At 60.7% G+C, this 25,181-nt stretch carries 27 protein-coding genes; 12 read left to right on the top strand and 15 right to left on the bottom strand.

The genetic code is table 11. From position 1 onward, the window contains the following. Position 1: 1 nt before the first annotated feature. The 5 genes from glmM to PAE61_RS06190 all read right to left on the bottom strand — a co-directional run bounded on the left by glmM (position 2) and on the right by PAE61_RS06190 (position 6,483). Positions 2-1,345, bottom strand: a complete 1,344-nt coding sequence (gene glmM, locus PAE61_RS06210) for a phosphoglucosamine mutase (protein ID WP_271114470.1) — start codon at positions 1,343-1,345, stop codon at positions 2-4. Continuing rightward, entirely contained in the window at positions 1,342-2,322 is a 981-nt protein-coding gene (gene folP, locus PAE61_RS06205; protein ID WP_271114469.1) for a dihydropteroate synthase, read from the bottom strand. Before folP ends, glmM begins: the two co-directional genes overlap by 4 nt. Next, positions 2,319-3,101, bottom strand: a complete 783-nt coding sequence (locus tag PAE61_RS06200; RefSeq protein ID WP_271114468.1) for a dihydroneopterin aldolase — start codon at positions 3,099-3,101, stop codon at positions 2,319-2,321. Before PAE61_RS06200 ends, folP begins: the two co-directional genes overlap by 4 nt. 95 nt (positions 3,102-3,196) lie before the next feature. Next, positions 3,197-3,712, bottom strand: a complete 516-nt coding sequence (locus tag PAE61_RS06195) for a cell wall hydrolase (RefSeq protein WP_271114467.1) — start codon at positions 3,710-3,712, stop codon at positions 3,197-3,199. A 227-nt stretch (positions 3,713-3,939) separates the two neighbouring features. Then, complete coding sequence (locus PAE61_RS06190; RefSeq protein ID WP_271114466.1) at positions 3,940-6,483, bottom strand: putative PEP-binding protein; 2,544 nt, start codon at positions 6,481-6,483, stop codon at positions 3,940-3,942. A 107-nt stretch (positions 6,484-6,590) separates the two neighbouring features. Here PAE61_RS06190 and selD point away from each other — a divergent pair, with 107 nt between their 5' ends. After that, positions 6,591-7,616 carry a selenide, water dikinase SelD gene (gene selD, locus PAE61_RS06185; protein WP_271114465.1) on the top strand — a complete coding sequence of 342 codons (1,026 nt, stop codon included), beginning with the start codon at positions 6,591-6,593 and terminating at the stop codon, positions 7,614-7,616. Positions 7,617-7,632: 16 nt separating this feature from the next. Here the strand turns inward: selD and PAE61_RS06180 are convergent, their stop codons facing one another. The 4 genes from PAE61_RS06180 to infC are packed head-to-tail and all read right to left on the bottom strand — an operon-like array spanning position 7,633 to position 11,880. Then, complete coding sequence (locus tag PAE61_RS06180; protein ID WP_271114464.1) at positions 7,633-9,657, bottom strand: M3 family metallopeptidase; 2,025 nt, start codon at positions 9,655-9,657, stop codon at positions 7,633-7,635. A gap of 23 nt (positions 9,658-9,680) precedes the next feature. Next, on the bottom strand, positions 9,681-10,757 hold the full coding sequence (locus PAE61_RS06175; protein ID WP_271114463.1) for a HesA/MoeB/ThiF family protein: 1,077 nt from the start codon (positions 10,755-10,757) through the stop codon (positions 9,681-9,683). Positions 10,758-10,761: 4 nt separating this feature from the next. Then, on the bottom strand, positions 10,762-11,217 hold the full coding sequence (dut, locus tag PAE61_RS06170; protein ID WP_271114462.1) for a dUTP diphosphatase: 456 nt from the start codon (positions 11,215-11,217) through the stop codon (positions 10,762-10,764). Positions 11,218-11,262: 45 nt separating this feature from the next. After that, positions 11,263-11,880 carry a translation initiation factor IF-3 gene (gene infC, locus PAE61_RS06165; protein ID WP_434803108.1) on the bottom strand — a complete coding sequence of 206 codons (618 nt, stop codon included), beginning with the start codon at positions 11,878-11,880 and terminating at the stop codon, positions 11,263-11,265. Positions 11,881-11,960: 80 nt separating this feature from the next. On the opposite strand from infC, the gene PAE61_RS06160 reads away from it, so the two are divergent. The 7 genes from PAE61_RS06160 (at position 11,961) to PAE61_RS06130 (ending at position 18,001) form a co-directional block, all read left to right on the top strand. Next, positions 11,961-12,701 (top strand): hypothetical protein, encoded by a 741-nt coding sequence (locus tag PAE61_RS06160; RefSeq protein WP_271114461.1) that lies wholly within the window; start codon positions 11,961-11,963, stop codon positions 12,699-12,701. Then, the gene (locus PAE61_RS06155; RefSeq protein WP_271114460.1) at positions 12,694-13,551 is read left to right on the top strand and encodes a hypothetical protein; all 858 of its coding nucleotides are present in this window, start codon (positions 12,694-12,696) and stop codon (positions 13,549-13,551) included. Before PAE61_RS06160 ends, PAE61_RS06155 begins: the two co-directional genes overlap by 8 nt. Positions 13,552-13,637: 86 nt before the next feature. After that, the gene (fabA, locus tag PAE61_RS06150) at positions 13,638-14,147 is read left to right on the top strand and encodes a bifunctional 3-hydroxydecanoyl-ACP dehydratase/trans-2-decenoyl-ACP isomerase (RefSeq protein WP_271114459.1); all 510 of its coding nucleotides are present in this window, start codon (positions 13,638-13,640) and stop codon (positions 14,145-14,147) included. Positions 14,148-14,231: 84 nt separating this feature from the next. Beyond that, positions 14,232-14,948, top strand: coding sequence for a DUF8692 domain-containing protein (locus PAE61_RS06145; RefSeq protein WP_271114458.1), 717 nt, complete (start codon positions 14,232-14,234; stop codon positions 14,946-14,948). A 140-nt stretch (positions 14,949-15,088) separates the two neighbouring features. Next, the gene (gene fabB, locus PAE61_RS06140; RefSeq protein WP_271114457.1) at positions 15,089-16,318 is read left to right on the top strand and encodes a beta-ketoacyl-ACP synthase I; all 1,230 of its coding nucleotides are present in this window, start codon (positions 15,089-15,091) and stop codon (positions 16,316-16,318) included. A 7-nt stretch (positions 16,319-16,325) separates the two neighbouring features. Next, a complete protein-coding gene (locus tag PAE61_RS06135; protein WP_271114456.1) occupies positions 16,326-17,114 on the top strand; it encodes an enoyl-ACP reductase FabI in 789 nt (262 codons plus the stop codon). 53 nt (positions 17,115-17,167) lie between these two features. After that, positions 17,168-18,001 carry an alpha/beta fold hydrolase gene (locus PAE61_RS06130; protein WP_271114455.1) on the top strand — a complete coding sequence of 278 codons (834 nt, stop codon included), beginning with the start codon at positions 17,168-17,170 and terminating at the stop codon, positions 17,999-18,001. A gap of 46 nt (positions 18,002-18,047) precedes the next feature. Here the strand turns inward: PAE61_RS06130 and PAE61_RS06125 are convergent, their stop codons facing one another. Continuing rightward, positions 18,048-18,533 (bottom strand): dihydrofolate reductase, encoded by a 486-nt coding sequence (locus PAE61_RS06125; protein WP_271114454.1) that lies wholly within the window; start codon positions 18,531-18,533, stop codon positions 18,048-18,050. Beyond that, positions 18,533-19,366, bottom strand: coding sequence for a thymidylate synthase (locus PAE61_RS06120; protein WP_271114453.1), 834 nt, complete (start codon positions 19,364-19,366; stop codon positions 18,533-18,535). Before PAE61_RS06120 ends, PAE61_RS06125 begins: the two co-directional genes overlap by 1 nt. A gap of 165 nt (positions 19,367-19,531) precedes the next feature. On the opposite strand from PAE61_RS06120, the gene PAE61_RS06115 reads away from it, so the two are divergent. Beyond that, the gene (locus PAE61_RS06115; protein ID WP_271114452.1) at positions 19,532-19,957 is read left to right on the top strand and encodes a VOC family protein; all 426 of its coding nucleotides are present in this window, start codon (positions 19,532-19,534) and stop codon (positions 19,955-19,957) included. Between the two features lie 132 nt (positions 19,958-20,089). On the opposite strand, the gene PAE61_RS06110 is transcribed toward PAE61_RS06115, so the two are convergent. Next, positions 20,090-20,593: a MarR family winged helix-turn-helix transcriptional regulator gene (locus PAE61_RS06110; protein WP_434803107.1), complete on the bottom strand. Its 504-nt coding sequence runs from the start codon at positions 20,591-20,593 to the stop codon at positions 20,090-20,092. 62 nt (positions 20,594-20,655) lie between these two features. Then, entirely contained in the window at positions 20,656-20,970 is a 315-nt protein-coding gene (locus tag PAE61_RS06105) for an FAD assembly factor SdhE (RefSeq protein ID WP_271114451.1), read from the bottom strand. A gap of 67 nt (positions 20,971-21,037) precedes the next feature. On the opposite strand from PAE61_RS06105, the gene PAE61_RS06100 reads away from it, so the two are divergent. Next, complete coding sequence (locus tag PAE61_RS06100) at positions 21,038-22,246, top strand: pyridoxal phosphate-dependent aminotransferase (protein WP_271114450.1); 1,209 nt, start codon at positions 21,038-21,040, stop codon at positions 22,244-22,246. Positions 22,247-22,290: 44 nt separating this feature from the next. Beyond that, on the top strand, positions 22,291-22,674 hold the full coding sequence (locus tag PAE61_RS06095; protein ID WP_271114449.1) for a host attachment family protein: 384 nt from the start codon (positions 22,291-22,293) through the stop codon (positions 22,672-22,674). A gap of 41 nt (positions 22,675-22,715) precedes the next feature. Here PAE61_RS06095 and PAE61_RS06090 read toward each other — a convergent pair whose 3' ends face one another. After that, positions 22,716-22,976, bottom strand: a complete 261-nt coding sequence (locus tag PAE61_RS06090; RefSeq protein ID WP_271114448.1) for a hypothetical protein — start codon at positions 22,974-22,976, stop codon at positions 22,716-22,718. Between the two features lie 203 nt (positions 22,977-23,179). Between PAE61_RS06090 and PAE61_RS06085 the strand changes: the two genes are divergently transcribed. Beyond that, a complete protein-coding gene (locus PAE61_RS06085; RefSeq protein ID WP_271114447.1) occupies positions 23,180-24,103 on the top strand; it encodes a LysR substrate-binding domain-containing protein in 924 nt (307 codons plus the stop codon). Positions 24,104-24,257: 154 nt separating this feature from the next. Here PAE61_RS06085 and PAE61_RS06080 read toward each other — a convergent pair whose 3' ends face one another. Beyond that, on the bottom strand, positions 24,258-25,040 hold the full coding sequence (locus PAE61_RS06080) for a 3-hydroxybutyrate dehydrogenase (RefSeq protein WP_271114446.1): 783 nt from the start codon (positions 25,038-25,040) through the stop codon (positions 24,258-24,260). Between the last annotated feature and the right edge of the window lie 141 nt (positions 25,041-25,181).

Genomic DNA, 25,181 nt, shown 5'->3' with positions numbered 1-25,181 from the left:
CTCAGGCCGCGTCCTCGACCGCCGAAACGATACTGTCCACGACCTCGCGCAGCATGGCTTCGTCCTCGGCCTCGGCCATGACGCGGATCAGCGGTTCGGTGCCGGATTTGCGGATCAGCACCCGGCCAGAGCCGTTCAGCCGCGTTTCCCCGTCAGTAATCGCCTTCTGGACATTGCCTGCCGCCAGAGGGTCCTTGCCCGCAGCATAGCGCACATTCTTCAGAAGCTGCGGCACCGGGTCGAACTGATGGCTCAACTCCGAGGCGGTCTTGCCGGTATCGGCCATTGCGGAGAGGAATTGCAGACCGGCGATCAGCCCGTCTCCGGTTGTGGCATAATCGGTCATGACGATATGGCCCGACTGCTCTCCGCCCAGATTGAAGCCACCTTCGCGCATCCGCTCGACAACATAGCGGTCGCCGACCTTCGTCCGCTCCAGCCGCAGCTTGCGTGACTGAAGATAGCGCTCAAGCCCGAGATTGGACATAACCGTCGCGACAAGCGCCCCGCCCTTCAGCCGTTCCTGCGCGGCCCATCTTCCGGCCATCAGCGCCATAAGCTGATCGCCATCCGCGATCCGGCCCTTCTCGTCGATAATCACCACGCGGTCCGCATCGCCGTCGAGACAGATCCCAAGATCCGCCCGCCTGTCCAGCACCATCTGAGCGGCAGCCTGAGGATGGGTCGAGCCGACCCCGTCATTGATGTTCCGCCCGTCCGGCTCTACCCCGAGGGACACGACATCGGCACCCAGCTCATACAGCACATCCGGCGCGGCACGATAGGCGGCCCCGTTCGCGCAATCCACCACGACGCGCAGCCCGTCCAGCCTCTGACCGGCGGGGAAAGTCGTCTTGGCATATTCGACATAGCGCCCGCGCCCGTCATCGATGCGCCGCGCCCGTCCGATGCGGGCAGGCTCTGCGGGGCGGATCTGGCCGGACAGGATCCGCTCGATCTCAGATTCGGCATCATCGGACAGCTTGAACCCGTCCGGGCCGAAGAACTTGATGCCGTTATCATCCGCAGGGTTATGGCTGGCCGAGATCATGATGCCCAGATCCGCCCTCATGGAGCGGGTCAGGAAGCCGACCGCCGGAGTCGGCACCGGCCCCAGCAACAGCACATTCATGCCGGTAGAGGTCAGCCCCGCAGTCAGCGCATTTTCCAGCATATAGCCGGAAAGCCTTGTATCTTTTCCGATCACCACGCGGTGTCCGTTGCGCCCGTCACGCCGGAAATAGCGACCGGCCGCAGCGCCAAGCCGCAGGGCCATCTCTGCCGTCATCGGGTCGCTGTTGGCCCTGCCCCTGACTCCATCCGTTCCGAACAGCTTCCGCGTCATTCCGTCATCCTTCCCGTCACTGCATTCCACAACGCCAATCCCTGTGCGGCGGTTGCCACATCATGCACACGATGCATCTGCACACCCTGCCCGGTCGCCGCAAGCGTCACGGCAAGCGAGCCGGGATCACGCTGCCGCGGATCGGGCTGCGCGGCAAGCGACCCGATAAAGCGTTTGCGAGATATCCCCAGCAGAATCGGGCAGCCGATCCCATGAAACAGGCTGATCCGCGCAAGAATGGCAAGATTATGCGCCAGCGTCTTGCCGAAGCCGATCCCCGGATCAATCATGATGCGCTCACGCCGGATCCCTCCCGCCACGGCCCGCGACACCCGCGCTTCAAGCGCGTCATAGACATCCAGAAGCACATCCTCGTAATGCGGATCGTCCTGCATGGTCGCCGGAACGCCCTGAGCATGCATCAGACACAGCCCCGCGCCGCGTTCGGCGACCACGCGCGGCAGGTCGGGATCGAAGTCGAAGCCCGAAACATCGTTGACCAGCACCGCCCCCGCCGCGAGGGCGGCATCTGCAACCCCTGCCTTGCGCGTATCTACGGAAATCGGGACAGTTCCGCGCAGCGCCTCAATCACGGGAACGACGCGCGAAATCTCATCCGGCACGGAAATATCCGCAGCGCCGGGACGGGTGGATTCGCCGCCGATATCCAGCATCGCCGCCCCCGCCTCCGCCAGATTGCGGCCTTGGGCGATACCGTCATAAGAGCCGCCATCCGAAAAACTGTCCGGCGTCACATTGACGATTCCCATCAGCGAGGGCCGATCCATCGCGATACCGCAAACCGGCAAGCGACGGGCGGTCAACCGCTCCAACACCCCATCCGGTGCCTGCCCTGCCTCAAGGATCTGCGGCTGCGCACCGCGCTTCAGCAACTCGACCCGCGAAAAGCCCAGCCACCCGCCGGCAAGGGGCAGATCGCCGCCCTCTTCCGGGATCGGCCGCCAGTAATCCGTCATTCTCCGACCCGGCGCAGAGGAATATCGCTGGCGATATCCGGCATCGCCATTCCTGCGGGCAAGGCAAGGTCCAGCCGCTGAGCGCCCATCCTCTCGGCCAGCCAGAGGGCAATTGCGATGGGATCGGCCTCAAGCCCGGCAATATCGGCGGCCATCCGCGCCGGAGCCCAGATGATGGGCCGCGCTTCCTTGACCGCCCAGTCCAGCTCGGTCCGGTTATCGGCAACGTCCAGCCCAAGCCTGCCGCCAAGCGCCCAGGCTGCCTGATCCAGCGCCAGCAACGCGACGCGGCGCTCATTTCCGCCGCCCGGCAGCGGCAAAGGGGGCGCGTCCGGGGTCAGGATCACGGCGCCATCCGGTCGCGGCGTTTCGGTTCCGTGAAACAGGACTACCGGGGCCAGCATCCCGGCATCGGCATCCACCCGACCGCGCCGCCGGTTCAGGGTCACGCCCAATGCGCCGGGAATGCGGTCCAGCTTTTCGATCGTGACGCGGATATGTCCGGCACGCGGATGGGCCAGAATTTCTGCCGCGATTTTCTCTGCCAGCGTTTCCAGCAGATTGAACCTCTCATCCGAGATTGCCGTCGCGATGGCATCCGTGAGCACGTCATAAGACAGGATCCGGTCCACATCATCGGCAACCCCGACCACAGGGTCAGCCAGATCCACCGTCAGATTGAAACGCAGCCGCTGAGTCCGGCCACGTTCCGATTGAAACGCGCCGATCTCGGCGTCGATCACGTAATCCCGCAGGTGAATCTGATCCGGCTCGTCCATGAGACTCCAATTCCAAAGAAACAGCCCCGCCGCAAGGGGCGAGGCCAGTCAGACAGGAAGGAAACGCCCCCGGACCAGCCGTGGGCGAATGCCGGTCAGTTGGAGGCCACGCGGCGGCCATTGCGGTAAAAGATATGGCTGCCGATCTGGGTGGTGCGGGTGAAGCGACGCGACCAGGACGGACGGACCTGCGTCGTATGGAAATAGGTCGCACCATCGGTCAGGGTACGGGCGGCTCCGGCAAGTGCCTCTGCCGCGATCTGGCGGGCACGGGCTGCGGCAGCCGCGTTCGACATGCGGCGACCCTTTTTATAGCTGAACTGCCCGCGCTGATGCACGACACCGCAGACCGAGTTCGGGAAAGCGCGGCTATCGACACGGTTCAGGATCACCTCGGCCACGGCACGCTGACCGCTGCGGCCTTCGCCGCGGGCTTCGAAATAGAGCGCCTCGGTCAGGCAGGCGAGCGAATCCGATCCGCCGGAACGGGCTTGGATCAGGGTTTCGGGACCCTGAGCGGGGTCGGCATTGGCGGCAATCGGGGCCGCAACCGGCGCAGCAACGGATATGCTCAAAACAAACGCAGCCAGTTTACGTGTCAGCGACTTCATCTGGATGTTTCCTGTATCTCGGGCTTCGGGCAGATCGCTGCCCTCTGGTAGACGCGGTAGCTACACAAAGCGGATCCGCGCTGACTACCCGAGAACCCGGCATGTTCCCGATAAAGAGGTTCTGCACAGGATTCAGGCAGAATCCCGCCGACCGTTTGGGCTTCATTTGGCGAATTCACGCCATTTCGCAGTCGCAGAAAAATCAGAACGGTTGGTAAATCACCGTTTTACCGTGTTTTCGCCGTTCTGCCCCGAATCGACTCCTGCGCCGCAGCAAGACGGGCCACAGGGACACGGAAAGGCGAGCAAGAGATGTAATCCAGCCCGGCGCGGTGGCAGAATGCGATGGATTGCGGATTGCCGCCATGTTCGCCGCATACAGAGATGGTGATCCCGGCATCGACATCCCGCGCACGCTGCGTACCGATCAGCAGCAACTCTCCGACGCCATCCTCATCAAGGATATGGAACGGGTCCTCATCGTAAACGCCCTGCTGGACATAATCCCCCATGAACCGCCCGGCATCGTCGCGCGACAGCCCATAGGTCATCTGGGTCAGGTCGTTCGTCCCGAAAGACAGAAAGGCCGAATGCCGCGCGATATCCCCGGCGCGGAGCGCGGCGCGGGGTGTTTCGACCATCACGCCAAGCCGGAAGGCGAAATCATTCCCGGTTTCGTTGCGCACGGCAGCGGCGACCGCGTCGATTCGGTTCTTCACGATTTCGACCTCGCGCCGGGCGCTGACCAGAGGGATCATGATTTCCGGCACCACAGGTTCGCCCGAGCTTGCCGCAGCAATCGCCGCCTCGAAAATCGCGCGGGCCTGCATGTCGTAGATTTCAGGGATGGTCACGCCAAGCCGGACGCCGCGCATCCCCAGCATCGGGTTGAACTCGCTCAGCGCCTCGATCCGGCGGCTGACATCCGAAATCGGCAGATCCAGAGATTCCGCCAATTCACGAATCCCGTCGCGCTCCTGAGGCAGGAACTCATGTAAGGGCGGATCGAACAGCCGGATCGTCACCGGCAGGCCCGCCATGATGCCGAACAGCTCAGTAAAGTCCTGACGCTGGATCGGAAGCAGCCTTGCAAGCGCGACGCGGCGATCATCCGGGCTGTCGGCAAAGATCATCTCGCGCATGATCGGCAGCCGCATTTCATCGAAGAACATATGTTCGGTCCGGCACAGACCGATCCCCTCGGCGTTGAACATCCGTGCGGTGCGAGCATCTTCCGGCGTATCGGCATTGGCGCGGACACCCAGATCGCGGGCCTCGTCCGCCCAGTCGAGAAGCTTGCTGAAGCAATCGTCAAGCGCCGGTTCCAGCATTTCAGCCGATCCGGCAAGAACCTCGCCCGAGGTCCCGTCAACGGTGATTTCATCGCCCTCGCGGAAGCTGCGCTTCCCGGCGCGAAGAATCCCGGCGCGGGCGTCGATGCGGATTCCGCTTGCGCCGACAATGCAGGGAAGGCCCAGACCCCGCGCGATCACGGCCGCATGACTGGTCATGCCGCCGCGTTCCGTCAACACGGCAACAGCCGCATGCATGCCGCGAATATCTTCGGGCGAGGTCTCACGCCGGACCAGGATACAGGACTCACCACGAGCCGCGCAGGCCTGTGCGGCGGCAGCCGTGAAAACGATCCGGCCCGTCGCCGCGCCCGGGCTGGCGTCGATGCCGCGCACGATGATGTCGCGCGGCGCTCGAGGGTCCACCTGATAATGCATCAGTTCGGACAGGGCGCGAGGCTCGACCCGCATCACGGCCTCTTCGGCGGGGATGATCCCGTCCTCTGCCAGATTCACCGCAATCCGAACCGCCGCGCGGGATGAACGCTGCACCCGAAGCGCGTCGATGATCGACAGGCGTCCATCGGAAATAACGAACTCGATCATCATTTCATCGCGCAGACGAATCCGCGCGGCGCGGCAATATTCAACGAGATCGGCGAACAGCCCGGGTGCGGCGTCTTCAAGGGCCGGGCCGCGCTCATCCGTGGTGAGATACAGCGTTTCGGCGCCCTGCCCCCGGGTCTCGCCATGCATCTGCCCCCTGAAACGACCACTGATCCCTGTCGCCCCGGTCACGCTGTCGATCAGTTGTATCGTCCCCGAGCCGGTCAGCCCCGGCCCGACCGCCAAGGCCATCTGCTGAACCACCAGCCCCAGAGGCGCATCCCCCGGAGCACCCTTGGCCTGACGCAGCATCCGCGCAGTCGGCGCATCCCATGCCCGCGCCATGGACCGCAGGACTCCGGTCAATTGCCGGATCGGGTCCTGAGGGAATTCCTCATCCATTTCAGAGCGATAGGCGGCAAGTGCACGATCCAGCGCCCCCTCTCCGCTTTCAGAGAACATGTCAGGGTCAAGCCGCGCCACATTGATGGCATAGGATTGCACGAAGGCCAGATAAATCGCGTCCGCAGCATCCTTGCCGTGGCTTTTCTTCAACCGGCGATAGCATTCATCGTTGATACCGACATTCAGAACCGTTCCCGGACCGCCCCATTCCGGCTTGACCGCAGAGGGCCGCACGATGACAAGCCCCTCGCCATTCGCGAACAGCGCACCTATCGCGTCGGCATCGGGCATGGCACCCTGTGCCATCGCGCGGACCGCTTTTGCGGCAATGGCAAAAGAACGCGGCACCGGCAGGTCCATCCGTACCAGACGCTGCAGGCATTTCGCCCGCCAGCCATGCACAGCGGTATCGATCCCCGAATCAGAGGTGATCTCGACAATATCCGAAAGCTCAACAAAGCGTGTCATCCTGCGGCCACATTACGCATGGCTATGCATTTGCTGCAAGTGCGAGATCGGCATTGTCGGCCCCGCCGGGGCACCGCTAAGATGCGCAGGATCGAATGGAGGCAGCAATGAGACTGACGGAACTCGCACATGGTGGCGGATGTGGATGCAAGCTTGGCCCGGCAGTGCTGCGCGATCTGCTGGCCGATCAGCCGATAGGACAGATGTTCCCGCAGCTTCTGGTCGGAAACGCCGAATCCGACGATGCCGCTGTCTGGCAGATCGACGAAAACACCTGCATGATCGCCACGACGGATTTTTTCATGCCGATGGTCGATAATCCCCGCGATTTCGGTCGTATCGCCGCGACGAATGCGATTTCCGATATTTACGCGATGGGGGGCCGCCCGGTCATGGCTCTGGCGATTCTGGGGATGCCGATCAATGTCATAGACCCCTCGGATATCCGCGAAATCCTTGCGGGAGGTGCGGACATCTGCGCCGAGGCCGGAATTCCGATTGCCGGAGGCCATTCCATCGACGCGCCCGAGCCGATCTATGGGCTGGCGGTGATCGGGCTGTGCGCACCGGGCGATCTGCGCCGCAATGGCGGAGCCTTGCCGGGCGATGCGCTGATCCTGACCAAGCCGCTTGGCGTCGGGATTTATTCCAACGCGATCAAGAAGGGTATCGCTACAAAGGCTGATATCGCCGAGATGATCGACAGTTGCACGACGCTTAACCGAATCGGGCAAGATCTGTCCAAACGCCCCGAGGTTCACGCCATCACGGATGTCACAGGTTTCGGCATTCTGGGCCACGGAATGGAGATGGCACGCGCCGCCGGATGCGGATTGCGGATCGAACGCGCCGCGCTTCCCCTGCTGAACCGGGCCGCCGAAATGGCGCAATCGGGATTGCGGACCGGAGCAAGCGACCGGAACTGGGATGCGGTCGGCGACAAAGTGACCCTGCCCACGGGCATCACCGAAGCAGAGCATACTCTGCTGACCGATCCTCAGACCTCTGGCGGGCTTCTGGTATCGGTTGCGGCGGATGCTGCGGAAAGCGTGCTGGACCAGATCTGCAGCGTTCATCCAAAGGCCGCGATCATCGGCACCGTGATCGAGGGTGCCGGGATCGAAATCGTCTGATCCGGAAGGGTCGGAGTCAGCTCAGGCCGCGCCCTGCCAGTAACGGGGCCACTCCCGGCATTCTCTCCCGGAACTCCAGCCAGAGCTGATCCGCGGGGCGCGAGCCTCCGCGTGACAGGATCGAGGCCTCAAGCTTCCGCGCGGTCTCGGGGTCAAAAATATCCCCGGCCTCTTCAAACGCGGCGAAGGCATCGGCATCCATGACCTCGGACCAAAGATAGGAATAATAGCCCGAAGAATACCCGTCGCCCGAGAAAACATGCGCGAAATGCGGCGAAGCATGGCGCATCGGGATTGCGTCCGACGCGTCCAGAGCCTGCAATATCTCCGCCTGCCGGGCCATCGGATCTGCCGGAGGCTCTCCTCGGTGCAGGCCCAGATCGACAAGGGCGCTTTGCAGATATTCAAGCGTAGCGAAGCCCTGATCGGCATTTCCTGCGGCAAGAATACGGTCGCGCAGTTCGGGCGGAAGCGCCTCTCCGGTCTCGGCGTGGCGGGCATGGTTGTCCAGAACCTCGGGCTGCTCAAGCCAATGTTCGTAAAGCTGGCTTGGCAATTCCACGAAATCCCGCGCGACCGAGGTGCCCGAGATGGACGGCCAGCTTACATCCGAAAGGATATGATGCAGCGCATGGCCGAATTCATGGAACAGCGTCCCAGCATCGTCCCATGACAGATATGCGGGCGCACCGGGTTCGGCGGGTGGCGTGAAATTGCAGATATTCGTGACAATGGCCCTCTGGCCTTCCCCTATCTTGTGCTGAGACCGCAACGCACCGCACCATGCCCCCGACCGTTTCGAGGGCCGCGCGAAATAATCCCCAAGCAAAATTGCCATTTCGCGGCCGTCACGCATGACCCGCCAGGCCCGGACATCAGGGGACCAGAGAGGCGCATCGAACGCCTCGAATGACAGACCGAAAAGGCGGCTGGCCACGTCGAAAACGGCACCCAGCATCGCATCGAGCGTCAGATAGGGTTTGACCTGCGCCTCATCCAGATCATGCTCGGCACGCCTGCGACGTTCTGCGTAATAACGCCAGTCCCACGGCGCAAGCGCGGCATTCAGACCGTCTTCCTGCATCATCGAGGACAGTTGCGCAGCGTCCTCATCCGCGCGTTTTTTCGCGGCGTTCCAGACCTCTGTCAGCAACTCCTCGACACGCCCGGCACTTCCGGCCATTTCCGGTTCCAGCTTATAGGCCGCAAAATCCTCATAGCCCAGAAGCTGTGCGCGTTCATGACGCAGGGCGAGTATTTCGGCGATGATGCCGGTATTGTCGGTTTTCGCGCCACCTGCGCCGTCGCCCGATCCACGCGCGACCCAGGCCCGCCAGGTCTGTTCGCGCAGCTCCCGGTCGTCAGCATATTGCAGAAACGGCACGATCAGCGACCGGCTGAGCGTCACCACCAGCCCCTGCCGGTCGCGTTCCCGCGCTGCTGCTCGCATGGCAGAGATCAGCCAATCCGGCAGGCCGGACAGACGATCCTCGGGAACCGGCATGACGAAATCCCGTTCATCCGCCAGAACATTCTGCCCGAAATCCGTATAGAGAACCGCCAGACGCTGCCGGATCTCGGCCATGCGCTTGCGATCCGCGCCGGTCAGCCCGGCTCCGGCACGGCGGAAATCACGCAGAGCAAGCTCGGTGATCCGGCGATCTTCCGGTGCCAGATCGTCAGCGCTTTCCCAGACCAGAACCACGCGGTCGTAAAGCCGCTTGTCCATGCTGACCTTGCTGCCATGCGCCGCCAGAAGCGGAGCGAATTCGCGGCTGAGTTCCTCGCGGCGCTCATTCGAGGCGACACCGATCAGCGTGTAGAAAACCGCGCAAACATTGTTCAAAGCCTCATCCGCCGTCTCAAGCGCGGCAACCGTGTTTTCAAATGTCGGGGCTTCGGAATTCGTCGCAATCGCCTCGACAGCCGAATCGGCACGGGCCAGAGCGTCCTGCATGGCAGGCGCGAAGTCCTCATCCTCGATAAGATCGAAGCGCGGCAAGCCGTATGCGCCGCTCCATTCTGTCAGTTCACGATTCATGGCGGTCTCCTTCGGGGGCGAGCCTATGCTTCGGGCTGCGGCTGCGCCAGCCCGGAACAGACCGGGCAATCGCTGCGCCGGTGCAGCCGGATCTTGCGGGTCTCGCCATAAAGCCCGTCATAGATCAGCATCTCTCCCCGCAGAACCGGCCCAGCGCCGGTCAGATGCTTGATTGCCTCAAGCGCCATCATCGAGCCGATCACCCCGGGAAGCGGTCCGGCCACACCCGCTTCGGCACATGGCAAAACCAGTCCGGGGGCGGGAGGTTCGGGAAAGACGCAGCTCATACAGGGCGCATCCCGTGCCGGATCATAGACGGTCAACTGCCCCTCCCATTGCGCAATCGACCCAGAGATCAGCGGCACTCCGGCGCGGACACAGGCGGCGTTTATCGCGGTACGGTCCGCGAAACTGTCGCCTCCATCCAGAACAAGGTCATGATTTGCGATCAGATCGGCGTCGTCCTCACCGATCCGCCGTTGCAGCGCCGCGATCTCGACATGAGGGTTCAGCGCCCGCAAAGCCTCGGCAGAGAGCGCCGCTTTGGGCTGACCGGCATCGCGGGTGCGATAGATGATCTGGCGTTGCAGGTTCGAGACACTGATCACATCAGGGTCGGCAATGGTCAGCCTGCCCACACCCGCCGCCGCCAGATAAAGCGATGCAGGCGCCCCAAGCCCGCCCGCGCCGATCAGCAGCACGGAAGCATCGCGCAGCCTTGCCTGCCCCGGCCCGCCGATTTCGCGCAATACGTAATGCCGCGCATAGCGGTCCAGCGTGTCATCCGCAGCACCGGCATCTGACGGAACTTCGTTCGCCCGCGCCTGCGGATCGCCCCATCGCGCCTCTGCCCCGGCGCGGAGCCTGCGAAGAACCGCCATATAGCCCAGAATGATGGCCAGAAACACGCCGGTCGCCAGCCATGTCCGGATATCCGCGTTGCTGAAGCTTCTTATCTCGGCCGCAGGTGCCGCCAGCATGAAGCCGAGCACCACCAGCCACATGACCAGCAGACCAAGCAGGACGCGCAGAACGCCCCACCCCATGATCCATGCAACCGCCGCCACGCTGAGCAAGCCAAGCGGCAGAAGCAGCGCCATGTACTCAGCCCCGCCCGGTAGAGCCGAATCCGCCGCCGCCGCGTCCGGTTTCGCTGATATGCGCGGTCAGCGAGAAAGAGGCACGCGAGACCGGCGCCACGACGATCTGCGCAATGCGGTCGCCATGTCTGATGGTCAGCGGACGGTCGGACAGGTTGATCGCGATCACGCCGACCGGTCCGCGATAATCGGCATCAATCGTGCCGACCCCGTTGACCAGAGACAGCCCGTCACGCAATGCCGCGCCGGACCGCGCCCTGACCTGCACCTCATAGCCCTGAGGGATCTGCATTTTCAGCCCCGTCGGGATCAGCCTGCGCTCAAGCGGAGCCAGAGAGATCTCGCCACCGCCAAGATCCGCCCGCAGATCCGCACCCGCCGCGCCCTCGGTTTCATAGGAAGGAAGCGGCAGATTGGGATCGGCGCCATCATCCCTGAGAATCAAAATTTCCGGATTCATCTGCAAAAGGCCGCCCGAAGGCGGCCCCCTTTTTACTGACCGGCCCTAGCGGGGCGCGATCATCATGACCATTTGCCGGCCCTCAAGCTTCGGCATGTTCTCGATCTTGCCCGCCTCGCCGATATCGTCACGCACGCGGTTCAGCAGGTCCAGTCCGAGATCCTGATGCGCCATCTCACGGCCACGGAAGCGCAGGGTGACCTTCACCTTGTCGCCCGCCTCAAGGAACTTCATGACATTGCGCATCTTCACATCATAGTCATGCGTATCCGTACCGGGACGGAACTTCACTTCCTTGATGTCGATGACTTTCTGCTTCTTGCGGGCCTCTGCCTCGCGCTTCTGCTGTTCATATTTGAACTTGCCAAGATCCATGATCTTGCAGACCGGAGGGGAAGCGTTGGGCGATATCTCGACCAGATCCAGGCCGGCCTCCTGAGCTAGTTCCAGACCGCGCGACGGCGAAACGACTCCGACATTTTCTCCATCCGCACCAATCAGGCGGATTTCGGCAACACGGATTCTTTCATTGACGCGGGGGCCAGAGTCACGGTTCGGGGGCGGCGCATTATGTGGACGACGAGCTATGGTCGGATTCCTTTTATGGTGAGTTGAATGGCGGACAAAATAGGCAGTAAAACGGGCGCTTTCAACCGGATTCACAATTTCGCGCGACGATCTGACGGGGTTTCCGCGGGCATTGGCTTATGGCAGAACAACCGCAAGATGCTGGAAGGCCGCGCATGAACAGAATGATTGCCTTGACCATTGCCCTGCTCGCGCTTGTAAGCGCGGGATGGTGGGGCTGGTCCAACCCTGAGCGTTTGCCAGAGCGCTTGCGGGATTTCCTGCCCGAACAGGCGCAGCCCGAAGACGCGGTTTCATCGGAAGACCCTGCTGAAAATGAGGCTTCTGACGAGACAGTAAGCGAATATGCAGAACCCGACATGACGGAGATCACCGAAGCGCCCGTCGAGGAACCGCCGCAACCGGCAGAGCCCGAATCGACCCCTGCCCCGCGCGACGCAGCGCTTCCGCCAGAGACAGGCAGCGAGATGGCGCAGGAAACCGAACGGGTCGCCGAAGCCGCTATCGCTGCCGCGAATGCCAGAGCACGCGCCGAAATCACCGCCGAGGCCGAGCAACGCGCATTCGAAGAAGCGCGTGCATTGGTAAGCGATGCGGTTTCACCCCTGCTGAACGCAGAGGATTTTTCGACGGTGGCGATCCGGCAGCGGATCGCGGAACTGCACGTCTCCGCGACGCCGCTGACAAGCCGGGAAGTCGATCGTCTGACAGCGCGAATCGAAACCGTTCTGGCCGAGGCAGATGCGCACGAGAGTACTCCGACATTATCCGTCTCGCCAGAAACTGAGCAAAGCGCTGAAGCGGCAGAAGACACTGCGGATGACAGTCCGGCGATCACTCCACAAGCCGATAAAGCGACCTACATCGCACAGATCAGGGATCTGCTTGATGGCTGAGCACTTGCAGCACTTTCTGAACGGAAATTCCAAGCTTCTTGTCGGACCGATCGCAATCATCATATGCGAGGACAATATCGAGATCCACTCAACACTGGATCACGTCTGCATGCTGGGGTTTCGCACGATCCTTGCCGTCTCGCCGGAGCCCGTTGCTAAGCTGAATAAAACAGAAGGGGTGTATAATCTGCTCTTTGATACGCGCCATCCCCATGCTCATGTAAACGCCGTCAATGCCGTGAACGCGGCCGCACCCGCGGGAAGTTGGATCTATTACGGCTATAATGCTGAGTATCTGTTCTTTCCGTTTTCCGAAACAAGGCGTATCGCTGAGATGCTCGCCTTCAATGCCGAAGAACGGCGTAGCGCCGTGCTGAGCTATGTAATTGATCTTTACGCACCGGATCTGTCGCGCTTCCCCAATGCAGTCAGTCTTGAAGAAGCGATGTTCGACCGCATCGGATATTATGCGCTCGGTCGCAAGGATCCCGACGGAAAAGTAATGGAACGACAGCTTGATTTTCACGGCGGACTACGCTGGCGGTTCGAAGAATTTATCCCGGAATCCCGCCGCCGTATCGATCGGATCGCCCTGTTCAGATCACGCGAGAGCTTGAAGTTGCTGCCCGATCACCGGTTCAGCGACGAAGAATATAATACCTATGCCTGCCCTTGGCATAACAGCCTCACTGCCGCCGTAGCATCTTTTCGCGTCGCCAAGGCATTGGTCAACAATCCCGGCTCGCGCGATGAAATCCCGGGCTTCACATGGCGCAACTCATGCCGGTTCGAGTGGCGTGCACAGCAGTTGATGGATCTGGGACTGATGGAGCCGGGTCAGTGGTATTGAGCACAAGCTTGCACGTGACGCAGCGCAAATGATAAGCGTCGCGTCACCTGACACAAAACGCCAGCCAATGGAGGGCTGATCCAGGCATGCCGATGCAGAAAACCCAATTCGACAAGGATGATTTGCTGGCCTGCGCCCGCGGTGAATTATTCGGCCCCGGCAATGCGCAGCTTCCCGAGCCTCCGATGCTGATGATGGACCGTATCACCGATATTTCGGAAGATGCAGGCGCTCATGGCAAGGGACACGTTATCGCGGAATTCGATATCACTCCCGAATTGTGGTTCTTCGACTGCCATTTTCCGGGAAACCCGATCATGCCGGGATGCCTTGGGCTCGACGGGCTTTGGCAGCTTACCGGCTTCAATCTGGGCTGGCGGGGCTGGAAGGGTCGCGGCTATGCTTTGGGCGTCGGTGAGGTCAAACTGACCGGCATGGTCCGCCCCGACCGCAAGATGCTGACCTATAAGGTGGATTTCACCAAGGCAGTGCAGACGCGCCGCCTGACGATGGGCGTTGCCGATGGCATTGTCGAAGCGGATGGCGAGGTGATCTATCAGGTCAAAGACATGAAGGTCGCCCTGTCGGAAAGTTAACAACAGGATTTCGCCGCTCCAGGCCGCAACCCTAGAAATTCAGATGAACAATTCCTATCTCCTTGTATTCAAGGAGGTATTGTTTTGCATTTTTTCACGTTCAGAAGAACCGTTCTCGGAACAATTTGTTTTATTCTCCTCGCGGTGCTGCTTGGTGCGGCAGAAGGCGACATCACGGATCATTTCGGTGAGGGCAAGATCGGGACCGTGGTTTCCGGCATTTTGCTGGCGCTGATCGGGCTGACCAATTTCAGGATCTGGCAAGTACGCAGATCCGGGCAACCCTTCCGCCTGTCCGCCCCGGAAAATCTGTGGCTTCTGCTCTCCGTCGCGTTTTTCTTTCTGTTCCTCGATGAAAGCTTTCAGATTCACGAGGCGATGGACCAGACCATTCATCGGATTACGGGAATAACTGAAACCGCCGTGACCGACCGGATCGACGATCTGATCATCCTCGCCTATGGGCTGATCGGCGTCGCGATATTGTTCTTTTACCGCCATGAGGTGACACGCATCCCCGGGCTGGTGCCATTCATGGTTGCCGCCTTCGCGCTCACGGTACTGCAAACCGGCTTCGATGCACTGAGCAACGGAAACGAGTTACTGACTTGGTTCGGTCTGCCCGAGGGACTGGCGGAGTCACTCTATAACTGGGCCAATATCGCGGAAGAGGCGCTGAAGCTTCTTGCAGAGGCCGCGCTTCTGGCCGGATTTGCCCATGCGCTGCGCTATCTTCGCGGCGGATCACCCCGGAACGCGGCACCCGAAGAGCGGTCTAACGAAACGGCCCGGATGGAGTGAAGAGACAGGGCCGCGTCGCACAGGCTGAAAACATGGCAAAAACAATGCGGTGCACTGGCGGGGTTGTGCCTTTGTCCCCACGGGACTATCTCTAGGATCAACGGGGCAAGACCCTTGAACGAACGGGAAGAGGAGCGTGAATGCGCCGCGTCGTCATCACCGGGTTGGGGATCGTCTCACCCATTGGAAATAATGCCGAAGAGGTCACTGAAAGCCTGAAGCAGGGCCGCTCGGGCATCGTCTTCGCGCCTGACTATGCCGAGCACGGCTTTCGCAGTCAGGTTCATGGAATGCCCCAGATCACGCTTGAGGATCATATCGACAAGCGCAATCTGCGCTTCATGGGTCCGGGTGCCGCCTATAATTTCATTGCGATGCAGCAGGCGATTACCGATTCCGGACTGGAAGAGAGCGATGTCTCGAACCCGCGCACCGGGCTTGTCATGGGATCAGGCGGCCCGTCCACATCGAATTTCTTCGATGCGCATCAGATCGTTATCGAAAAAGGCGCCCCAAAACGGATGGGACCGTTCATGGTCACGCGCTGCATGTCGTCGACCAACTCTGCCTGTCTTGCCACCCCGTTCAAGATCAAAGGCGTGAATTATTCGATCACCTCGGCCTGCTCGACATCCGCGCATTGCATCGGCAACGGAGTCGAACAGATCCAGATGGGTAAGCAGGATATCGTCTTCGCTGGCGGCGGAGAAGAGCTGGACTGGACGCTCTCCTGCCTGTTCGACGCAATGGGTGCGATGTCCTCGAAATATAACGACACCCCGGAGACCGCATCCCGGCCCTATGATGTCAGCCGTGACGGATTCGTCATTGCCGGTGGCGGCGGCGTTCTTGTGCTTGAGGAACTGGAACACGCCAAGGCCCGTGGCGCGAAGATCTATGCCGAGGTTACAGGGTATGGCGCGACGTCGGACGGGTATGACATGGTTGCGCCCTCTGGCGAGGGTGGCGAAAGATCCATGCGGGTGGCGCTTGAAACCCTGCCGGAGGGCCGCAAGATCAGCTATATCAATTCGCATGGCACCTCGACCCCGGTTGGCGATATCGGCGAGATAAAGGCGATCCGCCGTGTCTTTGGCGAAGGGACGACCCCGCCTGTCAGCTCGACCAAATCGCTGACGGGTCACAGCCTCGGAGCCACCGGCGTTCACGAAGCGATCTACTCTTTGCTTATGATGCAGAATGGCTTCATCACCGCCTCTGCAAATGTCGCCGATCTTGACCCCGAACTGAAACCCGAGGAAATCGCCACACAGCGCGTCGATAATGTCGAATTCGACTCGGTCCTGTCCAACAGCTTCGGCTTTGGCGGAACCAATGCGACGCTGGTGATGTCGAAATACGCGGAGTGACAGCAGGATGGGCGATCTTCTGAAGGGCAAACGCGGTCTGGTCATGGGGGTCGCCAATGACCGATCCATCGCCTGGGGGATCGCCAGAGCACTTGCCGACCAGGGTGCGGAACTTGGCTTTTCTTATCAGGGGGACATGTTCGCGCAGCGCGTGGCCCCGCTGGCAGAATCGCTCGGCTCGGATCTTCTGGTGGATGTGGATGTCACCGATGATGCCAGCCTCGATGCGGCGTTTTCGAGGATTGAGGAGCATTGGGGGAAGCTGGATTTCCTGATCCATGCCATCGCCTATTCCAGCAAGGATGAGCTGACGGGACGGTTCATGAACACCACCCGGGCGAATTTCAAGAATTCGTTGGATATTTCCTGTTACTCTCTGATCGACATCGCACGGCGAGCGCATCCGCTGATGTCCGAAGGCAGCTCGATCACCACCCTGACTTATGGCGGATCGAACCGCGTGACCCCGTTTTATAACGTCATGGGGGTTGCGAAAGCCGCGCTTGAGGCGAGTGTCCGCTATCTGGCCAATGATCTGGGTCCGGACGGCATCCGGGTCAATGCGATCAGCCCCGGCCCGATGAAAACGCTGGCCGGCGCCGCAATCGGCGGGGCACGCAAGACATTCCGTCACACCGCTGCGAATGCGCCGATGCGCAGCAACGCGACGCTGGAAACCATTGGCGGCACCGCCGTCTGGCTGACAAGCGATTGGGCCGCCGCCACCACGGGTGAGATTGTCATGGTCGATGGCGGTTATCACGTCCTCGGCATGCCGCAGAGCGAAAACCTGTAACGCCGGACCGGGGCTCTGCCCCGGACCCCGGGATATTTGAACCAGGGTGAGAGATGAGCGATTTTTTCGAAGCGGATGACGGCGCGAAGCTGGCCTATAGCGATGAGGGGACCGGGCTGCCGGTACTGTGCCTTGCTGGTCTGAGCCGCAATATGGCCGATTTCGACTATGTCGCCCCCTATCTGGATGGGTGCCGGATGATCCGCATGGATTATCGCGGACGCGGTCAGTCGGATTATACCGGGCTGGCCAGCTATACCGTGCCGCGCGAGGCTCAGGATGCGGTGCAGTTGCTTGATCATCTGGGGCTTGAGAAAGCTGCCGTGCTTGGCACGTCGCGCGGCGGTCTGATCGGATTGTTTATGGCGGCGACCGCGCATGACCGCATGTCGGGGCTGTGCCTGAACGATGTCGGGCCGGTGGTCGAACAGACAGGTCTTGAGCGGATTTTCGAGTATATCGGACGTAATCCGAATGCCCGCAGCTATGAGGAACTCACAGCGAAACTGCCCGCTGCCAGCCCCGGTTTCGCCAATGTGCCGGAAGGCCGCTGGATTCAGGATGCGGAACGCCATTACTATGAAACGCCGGACGGACTGAAGATCAAATACGATCCCACGCTTCGCGAGTCGTTTATTGCCGCGTTTGAGGGCGATGCACCGGATCTCTGGCCGCTCTGGCAGGCGACGCAGGGCTTCCCGGTGGCGCTTCTCCGTGGGGCGAATTCGGATCTTCTGTCACCCGAGACCGCGGCTGAGATGCGGCGGCAACGCCCGGATCTGATCTTTGCCGAGGTGCCTGACCGTGCGCACATCCCGTGGCTGGATGAAAGCGAAAGCCGAAAGGTGATTTCGGACTGGATTGCGGCGGTGAAGGAGGCTGGCTGAGTCCTGACAGGGTTCAGCCGGTGTAGCAGCGCGGGCGGAAACCCTGTCAGGCCGGGGCTTTTCGCAGCCACTCCTGCACGACACAGGCCGGTTCATCCGTGCTGAGGGTCATGCAACTGCGCTTTTCCCATTGCCCTTCCTCGGGCCGGGGGAAAAATGTGTCTGCGTCTTCGACGGCCATATCAACCTCGGAAATCAGCAGGCGGTCGGCCATGGGCATGAGGTCCCGATAGATCCGTGCGCCGCCGATACCGTATATCCGCGCATAACCTGCCCGTTGCGCCGTGCGGATCGCGGTATCCAGATCGGAAACGGCATGGTCCGGCGCATCAAGCGTCGAAGAGACCACCAGATTCAGCCGGTTCTTCAACGGCCTGACCGGCAGGCTTTCCCATGTCCTGCGACCCATGATCAATGCGCCTCCAAGGGTTTCGCGCTTGAAGAAGGCCAGATCCTGGGGAATGTGCCAGGGAATATCGCCATCCCGGCCAATCGCATCGTTCCGGGCCCGGGCAACGATCAAAGTCAGCATCAGACCGCCACCGGCGCCTTGATCGCGGGGGCGGGATCGTAGTTCAGAAACTCGAAATCCTCGAACCGGAAATCGAATATGGATTCGGGCGTCCTGAGGATGCGCAGTTCCGGGAGCTTGCCGGGTGTTCGGGCAAGCTGGGTTTTCACCTGCTCCATATGGTTGGAATAGATATGCGCATCGCCGATCGTATGGATGAAATGGCCCGGCTCATAGCCTGTGACCCGCGCCAGCATGGCCAGCAACAGCGCATAAGAGGCGATGTTGAACGGCACGCCGAGGAACATATCCGCGGAACGCTGATAAAGTTGCAGATGCATCTTGCATCCGATGATCCGTACCTGCCACAGCGTATGGCATGGCGGCAGCGCCATGTCCGGCACTTCGCCGGGGTTCCAGGCGGACACGATCAGGCGGCGGCTATCCGGTGTTTCGCGGATATTATCGACCAGATCGGCAATCTGATCGACCGGACGGGACAGGAAAAGCGGCTTTCCATCCTGCGTCTGTCCGGTCGGTTGCAGCGCGGGGAAGCGACGCCATTGATGACCGTAAACCGGGCCGAGATCGCCGTTTTCATCGGCCCATTCGTCCCAGATCGAGACCTTGTTCTGCTTCAGATAACCGATATTCGTGTCACCGGCCAGAAACCAGAGAAGTTCATGGATAATCGAGCGCAGATGCAGCTTCTTCGTGGTGACAAGCGGAAACCCCTCGGCCAGATCATAGCGGCTCTGCATCCCGAAATATGAAACCGTGCCGGTGCCGGTGCGGTCGGTGGACAGCTCGCCATGTTCCAGAACTGTCTTCAGCGCCTGATGATATTGCTGCACGGATCTACCCCTTTTCCGGAACCTTCTTCCTATCGTCTCATGTCGTTTAGACAAGCCAAAACATGTCCCGCGACCCGGAGCAGATCCCTGCCAGGATTCGCCGTTTGAAGCTTGCACTGCCTCATGTCAGAGTGACGACGAATTCTGATTGGGAAAGGACATATCATGGCGCTGCGCTATCTGCACACAATGGTACGCGTGAAGGATCTGGATAAGACAATGGATTTCTTTCGCCTGCTTGGGCTTGAGGAAACCAAGCGGACAGAAAATGAAAGGGGCCGGTTCACGCTGGTTTTCATGGCCCCTCCGGGACAGGAGGATTGCCCGGTAGAACTGACCTATAACTGGGATGGCGATGAGGGGCTTCCCTCGGACAGCCGGCATTTCGGTCATCTGGCGTATCGCGTCGATAATATTTACGAGATGTGCCAGAAGCTTATGGATGCGGGCGTGACGATCAACAGGCCGCCGCGCGACGGGCATATGGCCTTTGTCCGCAGTCCCGACAATATCTCTATCGAGCTGCTTCAGGACGGACATCTCGATCCGCAGGAGCCCTGGGCGAGCATGGAAAACACCGGCCATTGGTGATTTGACCGACAGGATCCGGGTGGAATTGTGTCCTTCGGGGGGCTTCATGCAGATGCGTTTTGTGGTGCCCTCCCCAATGATCCCCGCCGGGTCCGGCATGTCGGACCCGGGCACAGGCAAGGCGGCAATCCGTCAGTAGATATATCTTATCTGCTCGCTCCAATATCTCTCGATCCGCCGCCATTGCAGGTTGACGCGATGCAAGGGTGGATCGTCGAATATGCCTGTGGCCACCAGGTCTTCGGCGTGGCGGGCAAAAAGCTCTCCGATCTGGTCGCGGATCGCCTGACCTTCGTCGGTCAGCCGGACCCGGACCGAGCGTCGGTCCTGATCACTGCGTTCATGATGAACATAGCCCATCCCGACCAGTTTCTTGAGATTATAGGACACATTCGAGCCCTGATACATGCCGCGCGACCGCAATTCGCCCGCCGACACCTCGGATTCGCCCAGATTATACAGAAGCAGCGCCTGCACCGGGGTCAGGTCAAGCCGACCCACCCGTTCGAAATCATCCTTGATCAGATCGAGCATCAGCCGGTGAAGGCGTTCAAGCATTTGCAGGCAAAGAAAATATTCCTCAACCTGGTCGATTTCGGCTTCGCTGTCCGTCTTTTTCTGGGCGGCTGTCATCATCGTCATCCCTTCGTTACGGGCAGGATGACGTCAAAAACCGAATCTCCGGTTAAATCCCGGGTCTATTTCTGCGGCTTATTCGTAAAATGCTCTGTATCGGCGGAAAACCGGCCGAAAGCCGCCTGCGAAATCACATCCAGCACAGCGGAAATCTCTTGCGGGCCTGCCGTTTCGCCGCGCGACCGGGCGACGATCCAGCGATACAGATCCTGATCGTTCTCGGACATGACCATTTCATATTGCGTCAGCAGATCATCGGGCAGATCCGGCAGTCTGGTATCCGCGAAAGGGCCGAGAATCAGGTCCATCTCTTTCATCCCGCGCCGCCAGCTTCGCATCCGCAGCCGCTTCAGGCGGGTTTCGGGGGTTTCCATCATCTGCCTCACTTGTCGCCGGTCATCGCGCAGCCTATTACGGACGGGTTCCATTTCCAAGGAGCGCAGCATGAGCTTCCTTTCAGACGCTATCGCCCGGATCAAGCCCTCTCCGACCGTCGCCATGACCGACCGCGTTGCCGAATTGCGGGCAGAGGGGCGCGACATTATCGGGCTTTCGGCCGGAGAACCGGATTTCGACACGCCCGAACATATCCGCGAAGCAGCGAAGGCGGCGATTGATGCCGGTCACACGCGCTATACCGCCGTGGACGGGATGGCTGCGCTGAAACAGGCGATTGCTGACAAGTTTCAGCGCGAGAACGGGCTGGATTATACGCCCGACCAGATCAGCGTCGGAACTGGTGGCAAGCAGATCCTGTTCAATGCCCTTCTGGCCACGATCAATCCCGGCGATGAGGTGATCATTCCCGCGCCCTACTGGGTCAGCTATCCGGATATCGTGGCCCTTGCCGGAGGTGTCCCGGTGATCGTCCCCTGCCCGGCCGAAACAGGGTTCAGGCTGGACCCCGAGGCGCTGAGACAGGCAATCTCGCCACGGACCAAATGGCTGATCCTGAATTCACCCTCTAACCCGTCAGGCGCGGCGCTTGATGCCACGCAGATGCGGGCGCTGACCGATATATTGCTGGAATTTCCACATGTCTGGGTTCTCGCGGACGATATTTACGAACATCTTGTATTCGATGGCTTCCAGTTCGCGACGCCCGCTCAGGTCGAGCCCCGGCTGAAAGATCGCATCCTGACCATGAACGGTGTCAGCAAGGCCTATGCGATGACCGGCTGGCGCATCGGATACGGAGCCGGTCCGCGCGAGTTGATCCGGGCGATGGCGAAGCTTCAGTCGCAATCCACCTCGAACCCCTGCACGATCAGCCAATATGCGGCGCTTGCAGCCCTGACCGGCCCTCAGGACTATATCCAGACCTCGCGCGAGGCGTTTCAAAGACGACGCGATCTGGTGGTGGAAGGGCTGAATGCCTGTCCGGGGCTGGAATGCGCGACGCCTCAGGGGGCGTTCTATGTCTACCCCTCGGTTGCCGGGCTGATCGGCAGGCGATCTGCCGCAGGCACTCTCATCGCGAATGATGAGGACTTCGCCAACGCGCTGCTTGACGAAACCGGGGTGGCGATCGTCTTCGGCGCGGCCTTTGGGCTATCGCCGCATTTCCGCGTCAGCTATGCCGCCAGCGACGATACATTGCGCGAGGCAATCCGCCGGATCAGAACATTCTGCGAGGGGTGTCAGGAACCCTGATCCGGCCTGTGCGTTTCCTGTCGCCAAATAACAAGGAGGCAGAAATGCTGGATCATAACGCACTTGTTGTCGTCGCTGACGGCCATCAGGCACGGCTTTTCCGGAACACGGCGAAGCAGGGTCTGGAGCTGTCCGAGATCGAGCAGCTGACACCGAAAAACCTTGCCGATGAGGGCTCTGGCGCGGCCCCGCAAGAGCGTTCTCCGAAGGATGAGGACGAGGCCACCTTCGCCAAGCAGCTTTCCGAGCGGCTCAACCGCATCGCCCTGCGTCATAAGGCCGAGCAGGTTGTGGTGATTGCGGACCCCTCGACACTTGGGACGATGCGCAAGCATTATCACAAGGAGCTGGAGGCGATGCTGGTGAAGGAACTCGCAAAGGATCTGACGCATGCCTCGGCGCAGGATGTCGAGAAGGCGCTTTCCTGACAGACAGGATACGGCCCGCGCGGAATTGCGCGGGCCGTTTTCTACCATTGCCATGTCGATAGCCGGCTGTCCTGCGGCACGTCAGGCATGAAGCTGCGCCCCCGGCGCTGAGGTCGCTGAATCGGGGCGGCACCATCCAGACCGATATCGTGGCGAAGATGGTCCGGGATCTCACTCAGACTGTATAACAACCTGCGCTTCTGATGGCGTTTCTCCTGCCACATCGCCAGATCATAAAGCAGACGCGCAAGCGTGGATTTCATCTGGCAGCTATGCTGTTCATTCTGCGCAACAAGGGTCATCTTATCCTCCTTTACCAGACATGCTCGCCATTTCCTCATAAAGCGGGCTTTTGCCACCTGAGGCGCCTGATCGGGCATTTCATCAAGATTGTTCCGGCCTTTCACCGGGGATCTTCGCCTTGGCGTTGATCCATGACCCAAAGATGATAGCTTTGCGCGGTAATAGCCAACAAAACGCCGGAAACCCGGCATAAGGACAGCTTATGGAAATCCCGCCCCTTGCCGCGCTGCGCGTCTTTGACGCCGCCTGCCGTCAGCTTAGCTTCACCCGCGCGGCGGAAATGCTTGGCATGACACAGGCTGCCGTCAGCTATCAGATCAAGCTGCTGGAAGAACGTCTCGGCGGACAGCTTTTCCTGCGCAAGCCGAAAGGGCTGGAACTGACCGAGTTGGGCCGCCGCTATGCCGGGCCGACCTCGGATGCGTTCGATCTGCTGCGAGAGGCGTTTTCCGGACAAAGCGATCAGCCCGAAACCATGTCAATTTCGACGATGACCACGGTCGGAAGCAACTGGCTGTCCCACCGTCTGGGCCGGTTTCAGATGCAGCATCCCGAACTTGCCGTACGGCTGGAAACGGATGACAAGCTGACCGATTTCGCACGGCAGGATATCGACGTCTCGCTACGCTATGGGATGGGCAAATGGGACGGGCTGATCGCGCATGAGTTGTTCCCATCCGAGCTGACGCCTGTGATGACGCCCGCATATCTGGAACAGCACGGCCCGCTCCGCAGCCCCGAAGATCTTATTCCGCTTCGCTGGCTGAACAACACGCATCGCGGATGGGAAGAATGGCTGGCGATGAATGGTGTCCCGAGATATTCGTGCATTTTTGAACGCCGCCTCGAATTGCAGGCGCAGTCTCATCTGGGCCGAGCGGTTCTGGCGGGGGACGGCATCGCCCTGCTCAACCCGCGATTCTTCCGGATTGAGTTGACCACAGGGACACTGGTTCAGCCATTCAGATCATGCTGGCGCGGTGAGAAAAGCTATTGGCTTGTCTATCCGCCCGCGCGCCGAAACCGTCCTGCAATCAAGGCATTCCGTCGCTTTCTTCAGGATGAGGTCGAAGCCGAAAACCGCTGGCTTGCCGAGTGGCAGAAGACAGACGCGCTATCTGCGTAACGTCTTATCGGGCGGCGTTCGATGATCCGGAAGCGATCCGGAGCGATCATCCGCTGGGTCTCCCAGATGACGGGGAACCTTGAAGCGGCGGTTCTTTTCCGCCCGCCGCTTCACCCAGGCGTCGAACCAGGCCGAAAACCGGGCCGGCTTTCGTTTACAGCGCGGTCCAGCCGCCATCGACGCTGATCGTGGTTCCCGTGATCTGCGCCGCCGCGTCCGAGCACAGGAAAACCGCCGTGCCGCCCATTTGCTCAACCGTGGCGAATTCCTTCGACGGCTGCCGCTCAAGCATGACGTTCTTGATCACGTCCTCGCGGGACATGTCGTATTCCTTCATCGTGTCGGGGATCTGGGCTTCGACAAGCGGGGTCAGCACGTAGCCCGGGCAGATCGCATTGGCGGTGATCGGTTCCTGCGCGGTTTCAAGCGCGGTCACCTTGGTCAGCCCGACCACACCGTGTTTCGCGGTGACATAGGCCGATTTGAAGGGCGACGCGGTCAGCCCGTGCGCCGAGGCGATATTCACGATCCGGCCCCAACCCGCTGCACGCATCTTCGGCAGAGCCGCTGCGGTGGTATGAAACGCCGAGGACATGTTGATCGCGATGATCGCGTCCCATTTATCCTGCGGAAAATCGGGGATCGGCGCGATATGCTGGATGCCCGCGTTATTCACCAGAATGTCGCAGGACCCGGCCTTCTCGATCAACGCCCGGCACTGGTCTCCCTTCGACATATCTGCCTGGATATAGCGTGCGGTAATACCGAACTCGGCCGCGATCTCTTCGGCCAGCTTGTGATCGGCATCATCGTCTGAATAGCTGTTCAGCACGACATCAGCGCCCGCGCGGGCGAACTCGCGTGCGATCCCCAGACCGATGCCGGAATTGGATCCGGTCACGACCGCCGTCTTGCCCTTCAGTAGATTCTCGAACATGGACTCGCTCCATCCGTTGATTTCGTCGGATTTGTACGCGCCCCATCTGCCGATCACAACCGCAGCCTGTCGGTCTGCCAGCTTCACAAAAAAAGCGCCCGCACAAGGCGGGCGCAAGTCATGAGGCAGGTTTCATACAGG

It is taken from the genome of Paracoccus aerodenitrificans, from assembly GCF_027913215.1.
Taxonomy (GTDB): domain Bacteria; phylum Pseudomonadota; class Alphaproteobacteria; order Rhodobacterales; family Rhodobacteraceae; genus Paracoccus; species Paracoccus aerodenitrificans.
Note: the sequence above shows the minus strand (reverse complement) of the source record. Positions and strands in the feature narration are given on the sequence as shown.

Excerpts from the sequence above, each read along its gene's own strand:
- glmM (WP_271114470.1), bottom strand. The coding sequence starts at position 1,345 with ATGACGCGGAAGCTGTTCGGAACGGATGGAGTCAGGGGCAGGGCCAAC.
- folP (WP_271114469.1), bottom strand. The coding sequence starts at position 2,322 with ATGACGGATTACTGGCGGCCGATCCCGGAAGAGGGCGGCGATCTGCCC.
- PAE61_RS06200 (WP_271114468.1), bottom strand. The coding sequence starts at position 3,101 with ATGGACGAGCCGGATCAGATTCACCTGCGGGATTACGTGATCGACGCC.
- PAE61_RS06195 (WP_271114467.1), bottom strand. The coding sequence starts at position 3,712 with ATGAAGTCGCTGACACGTAAACTGGCTGCGTTTGTTTTGAGCATATCC.
- PAE61_RS06190 (WP_271114466.1), bottom strand. The coding sequence starts at position 6,483 with ATGACACGCTTTGTTGAGCTTTCGGATATTGTCGAGATCACCTCTGAT.
- selD (WP_271114465.1), top strand. The coding sequence starts at position 6,591 with ATGAGACTGACGGAACTCGCACATGGTGGCGGATGTGGATGCAAGCTT.
- PAE61_RS06180 (WP_271114464.1), bottom strand. The coding sequence starts at position 9,657 with ATGAATCGTGAACTGACAGAATGGAGCGGCGCATACGGCTTGCCGCGC.
- PAE61_RS06175 (WP_271114463.1), bottom strand. The coding sequence starts at position 10,757 with ATGGCGCTGCTTCTGCCGCTTGGCTTGCTCAGCGTGGCGGCGGTTGCA.
- dut (WP_271114462.1), bottom strand. The coding sequence starts at position 11,217 with ATGAATCCGGAAATTTTGATTCTCAGGGATGATGGCGCCGATCCCAAT.
- PAE61_RS06160 (WP_271114461.1), top strand. The coding sequence starts at position 11,961 with ATGAACAGAATGATTGCCTTGACCATTGCCCTGCTCGCGCTTGTAAGC.
- PAE61_RS06155 (WP_271114460.1), top strand. The coding sequence starts at position 12,694 with ATGGCTGAGCACTTGCAGCACTTTCTGAACGGAAATTCCAAGCTTCTT.
- fabA (WP_271114459.1), top strand. The coding sequence starts at position 13,638 with ATGCCGATGCAGAAAACCCAATTCGACAAGGATGATTTGCTGGCCTGC.
- fabB (WP_271114457.1), top strand. The coding sequence starts at position 15,089 with ATGCGCCGCGTCGTCATCACCGGGTTGGGGATCGTCTCACCCATTGGA.
- PAE61_RS06135 (WP_271114456.1), top strand. The coding sequence starts at position 16,326 with ATGGGCGATCTTCTGAAGGGCAAACGCGGTCTGGTCATGGGGGTCGCC.
- PAE61_RS06130 (WP_271114455.1), top strand. The coding sequence starts at position 17,168 with ATGAGCGATTTTTTCGAAGCGGATGACGGCGCGAAGCTGGCCTATAGC.
- PAE61_RS06125 (WP_271114454.1), bottom strand. The coding sequence starts at position 18,533 with ATGCTGACTTTGATCGTTGCCCGGGCCCGGAACGATGCGATTGGCCGG.
- PAE61_RS06115 (WP_271114452.1), top strand. The coding sequence starts at position 19,532 with ATGGCGCTGCGCTATCTGCACACAATGGTACGCGTGAAGGATCTGGAT.
- PAE61_RS06110 (WP_434803107.1), bottom strand. The coding sequence starts at position 20,593 with ATGATGACAGCCGCCCAGAAAAAGACGGACAGCGAAGCCGAAATCGAC.
- PAE61_RS06105 (WP_271114451.1), bottom strand. The coding sequence starts at position 20,970 with ATGATGGAAACCCCCGAAACCCGCCTGAAGCGGCTGCGGATGCGAAGC.
- PAE61_RS06100 (WP_271114450.1), top strand. The coding sequence starts at position 21,038 with ATGAGCTTCCTTTCAGACGCTATCGCCCGGATCAAGCCCTCTCCGACC.
- PAE61_RS06095 (WP_271114449.1), top strand. The coding sequence starts at position 22,291 with ATGCTGGATCATAACGCACTTGTTGTCGTCGCTGACGGCCATCAGGCA.
- PAE61_RS06090 (WP_271114448.1), bottom strand. The coding sequence starts at position 22,976 with ATGACCCTTGTTGCGCAGAATGAACAGCATAGCTGCCAGATGAAATCC.
- PAE61_RS06085 (WP_271114447.1), top strand. The coding sequence starts at position 23,180 with ATGGAAATCCCGCCCCTTGCCGCGCTGCGCGTCTTTGACGCCGCCTGC.
- PAE61_RS06080 (WP_271114446.1), bottom strand. The coding sequence starts at position 25,040 with ATGTTCGAGAATCTACTGAAGGGCAAGACGGCGGTCGTGACCGGATCC.